At 63.5% G+C, this 4,122-nt stretch carries 3 protein-coding genes and 1 pseudogene; 2 read left to right on the top strand and 2 right to left on the bottom strand.

Annotated elements, in window-relative coordinates:
• The coding region (locus tag WBF74_RS04905; protein ID WP_424436036.1) for a heparinase II/III family protein at window positions 1–1,491 on the top strand (1,491 nt) is incomplete at its 5' end.
• Window positions 1,492–1,500: 9 nt separating this feature from the next.
• Here WBF74_RS04905 and WBF74_RS04900 read toward each other — a convergent pair.
• The gene (locus tag WBF74_RS04900; protein ID WP_424436033.1) at window positions 1,501–1,905 is read right to left on the bottom strand and encodes a PaaI family thioesterase; all 405 of its coding nucleotides are present in this window, start codon (window positions 1,903–1,905) and stop codon (window positions 1,501–1,503) included.
• Window positions 1,906–2,101: 196 nt separating this feature from the next.
• Between WBF74_RS04900 and purH the strand changes: the two are divergent.
• Window positions 2,102–3,715 (top strand): annotated as a pseudogene (gene purH / locus WBF74_RS04895) (bifunctional phosphoribosylaminoimidazolecarboxamide formyltransferase/IMP cyclohydrolase).
• 2 nt (window positions 3,716–3,717) lie between these two features.
• Here purH and WBF74_RS04890 read toward each other — a convergent pair.
• Window positions 3,718–4,122: MFS transporter (locus WBF74_RS04890; protein ID WP_424436030.1), on the bottom strand; the 405-nt coding region annotated here is incomplete at its 5' end.

The following is a 4,122-nucleotide window of genomic DNA, read 5'->3' as shown; positions in this document are numbered from 1 at the left end:
GCCAATAGCGGCGACACGGCGCGGCTTTATGCGCGCAAGCTCGTTGCAGACTGGATCGAGACGGAAGGCAACTGGCACGACATAGCCTGGCGCCCGCAAGTGATCGGCCGCCGCCTCATGTCATGGGTCGCAAATGGCGCACTCATCATTGATGGCACCGATCTCGTCTATCGCTCCATGCTTCTGCGCAACATGGCCCGGCAGGCGCGGCACCTCGCCCGCGTCGCCGCCATTGCGCCTGCGGGCGAACCGCGCATCACGGCAGCCCTCGGCCTCGTCTTTTCCGGCCTCTGCCTTTCCGAAGGTCACAAGCGTCTCAAAAAAGGCATCGTCCTTCTCTGCCGCGAGCTTGACCGGCAGATCCTTGCCGATGGCGGCCATGTGAGCCGCAATCCATCCGCGCAGCTTTCGATCCTGCTCGACCTGTTGTCGCTGCGCGATGCGCTGACGGCGCGCCGCATCGAAGTGCCGAAGCCCGTGCGCGATGCGGTGGACCGGATGACGCCGATGCTGCGTTTCTTCCGCCATGGCGACGGGCGGCTTGCCCTTTTCAATGGTTCGACGGAAGGCCCCGAAGGTGCGATTGACGCCGCCTTCGCGCGCGATGACGCGAAGGGCAAGCCTTTCGGCCTCGCCCCCCATTCCGGCTATCAGCGCCTTGCCGCCGGCCCCGCCAATATCGTGGTTGATACGGGCGCCCCGCCACCCGGCCCCTTCAGCCATGAAGCCCATGCAGGCTGCCTCGCCCTCGAAATGAGCGTGGGCCGCGCGCGCCTCATCGTGAATTGCGGCGCCACGAAAGTGCTCGGTCCCGAATGGGAATCGGCAAGCCGCGCCACCGCCGCCCATTCAACCCTCGTGCTCGACGACACCTCTTCGGCGCGCATGCTCAAGGGGCGGATTTCCCGCGCCCTTCTCGGCGCCCGCATCATGGAAGGCCCGGTCCGGGTGGAAAGCCACCGGAACGAGAATGAGGCAGGCATCTGGCTCGATGCCGCCCATGACGGCTATGCAGGGCTTTTCGGCCTTGTCCATCGCCGCCGCCTCTTCCTTGCGGCAAGCGGCGAGGATCTGCGGGGCGAGGATGTGCTGGAAGCAGCCCCCACCCCGCGCCGCGCGAAAATCTGGCAGCGCCGCTACTGGCACAAGCCCAAAGAAGACCCCGGCTTTACCATCCGCTTCCACATCCACCCGGATGCGCGCCTGTCGCTCGCCCATGACAAGACCAATGTGCTGGTGCTTCTGCCCAATGGCGATGGCTGGCAGTTCCGCGCCCGCGCAGGCGGCGGCGAATGCGAGATCGCCATTGAGGAAAGCGTCTATCTCGGCTCCGGCGACACGACCCGCCGCGCCGAACAGATCGTCGTCGCAGGCCGCGTTTTCCGGGGCGAAGCACGGGTAAACTGGGCCTGGCGCCGCCTCTCCACCCGCAATGCAGGCAAGCGCGAAGAAGCGGAAGTGCCGGAACTGGAACTGCCACAGGCCGAATAGCGGCGGGTTTCAGCCCTTTTTTGGCTCCAGCACCATCTGGCTTTGCGTGATGACGGCGCAGAGGCGGCCATCGCCCCGTGTGATCCTTGTCTGCCAGACCATCAACCGCCCGCCCTTGTGAAAGGGCTCGCTTGTGGCTGTCGCGACATCGCCAAGGGGCACGGGGGCAAGGAAGTTCGTCTTGCTCTCCACCGTGGTTGTCGCAGCGCCACCCGTGAGATTGAGCACCGTCGCCACCGCCCCCACCGTATCGGCAAGCGACATGATCGCCCCGCCATGAAGAATATCCGGCACGGTGCAAAGCTCTTTTCGCACCTCAAGCCGCGCAACCACACGGTCCGGCGTTGCCTCCACAAGCTCGATGCCAAGCAATTTGGCGAATGGCAGGTGCGAAATATCGACGGGCGGGCTCATGGGCTGGTTTCCTTCGGGGAAAGCGGGTTGTGATGAGAAAGCCTAGCCCCCGCGCCGCCGTTTTTCGATTACCTGCGGGGTAAGACCCTCTCGCCTCGTCATGCCTTCTCGTCATGCCTTCTCATCATGTCTTCTTGGCCCTCCGTCCGTTTCATGCTATCGCCCGCGCATTCCCCAGCCCATCGGAGCCGCGCCCATGCCGACCGCGAAACCCCATCCGCAAGCCGCCGATATCCAGCCCGTCCGCCGCGCCCTTTTGTCGGTGTCGGACAAGACCGGCCTCATCGATTTTGCCCTTGCGCTGCATGAGGCAGGTGTCGAACTCGTTTCGACAGGCGGCACGGCAAAGGCAATCGCGGAAGCGGGCATGGCCGTGAAGGATGTGGCGGAGCTGACCGGCTTCCCGGAAATGATGGATGGTCGCGTGAAGACGCTGCACCCGAAGGTGCATGGCGGCCTCCTCGCCATCCGCGATGATGCCGCCCATGCCGCTTCCATGAGCGAGTACGACATTGGCGGGATCGACCTTCTGGTCGTCAATCTCTATCCCTTCGAGGCAACGGTTGCGAAGGGTGCTGCCTATGATGATTGCGTCGAGAATATCGACAGTGGCGGGCCGGCCATGATCCGCGCGGCGGCAAAGAACCATGCCTATGTGGCCGTGGTAGTGGATGGCGCCGATTATGACGCGGTGCTCGAAGAAATCCGCGAGCGCAAGGGCACCTCGCTTGCGCTGCGCACGAAGCTCGCCCAGAAAGCCTATGCGCGCACCGCCGCCTATGACGCCGCCATTTCAAACTGGATGGCAAATGCAATCGGCGAGACGGCACCGGACTATCGCGCCTTTGGCGGCAGCCTGAAGCAAACGCTGCGCTATGGCGAGAACCCGCACCAGATTGCGAGCTTCTATGTCACGGGCGAGAACCGCCCCGGCGTCTGCAATGCGACGCAGCTTCAGGGCAAGGAGCTTTCCTACAACAACATCAATGACACGGATGCGGCCTTCGAACTCGTCGCCGAGTTTGATCCGAAGATCGCGCCCGCCATTGCCATCATCAAACACGCCAATCCCTGCGGCGTCGCCATTGGCGACACGCTGGCACATGCCTATCGCAAGGCGCTGGCCTGCGATCCGGTGTCGGCCTTTGGCGGCATCATCGCCGCGAACCGCCCGCTTGATGGCGAGACGGCAGAAGAAATCGCGCGCATCTTCACCGAAGTGATTATCGCGCCGGATGCCGATGAAGATGCCCGCCGCATCATCGGTGCAAAGAAGAATCTTCGCCTTCTCATCACGGGCGGCCTGCCCGATGCTGGCGCGCCCGGCCTCAACTACAAGGCCGTTGCAGGCGGCATGCTCGTGCAGTCGCGCGACAATGGCCGCATTGATGATCTCGACCTCAAAGTCGGGACAAAGCGCGCGCCGAGCGAGCAGGACCTGGCAGACCTCTAGCTTGCCTTCCGCATCTGCAAGCATGTGAAGTCGAATGCGATCATCTATGTGAAGAATGGCGCGACGGTCGGCATCGGTGCCGGCCAGATGAGCCGCGTGGACTCAGCCCGCATCGCCGCGCGCAAGGCGCAGGATGCAGCCGAAGCGGCAGGCGAAAAGACACCCGCCACCATTGGCTCTGTCGTCGCTTCCGACGCCTTCTTCCCCTTCGCGGACGGCCTTCTCTCCGCCGCCGAAGCAGGCGCAACGGCGGTGATCCAGCCCGGCGGCTCCATGCGCGATGATGAAGTCATCGCCGCCGCCGACGAAAAAGGCCTCGCCATGGTGATGACGGGAATGCGCCACTTCCGGCACTAGGCTTAATGCACCACCGCTTTCGCGCGCTCTTCCTTCACGAAGAGAAGCCCGATCAATCCAGCGAGAATGAGCGGCACGGTAATCATGAGCCCGAAACGCTGGCTCTGCGTGATCTCCGTCACGATGCCGATGAGAAGCGGCGCGATCCAGGCCGTCGCTTTGCCCACCAGTGCAAAGAGGCCGAAAAATTCCGTCATCATTTCGCGCGGGCTGATACGCGCCATCATGGTCCGGCTCGATGCGATGACCGGCCCGACCATCAGGCCGAACAGCCCGACCGTCAGCAGGAAAAGTTGCTGCGGTAGCGTGGAGAAGGCCGCCGCATCGGCAGCGACCGGCACCTCGATCACATAAAGAATTTTATCGCGATCGAAAGAAAGCAGCACGAGGAAGCTCACAATCACGCC

This window comes from Parvibaculum sp. (genome assembly GCF_049672805.1).
Lineage (GTDB): Bacteria > Pseudomonadota > Alphaproteobacteria > Parvibaculales > Parvibaculaceae > Parvibaculum.
The sequence above is the reverse complement of the archived record's forward strand: the minus strand, read 5'-3'. Positions and strand labels throughout refer to the sequence as shown.

Coding starts and splice junctions, on each gene's coding strand:
- WBF74_RS04900 (WP_424436033.1), bottom strand. CDS start 1,905: ATGAGCCCGCCCGTCGATATTTCGCACCTGCCATTCGCCAAATTGCTT.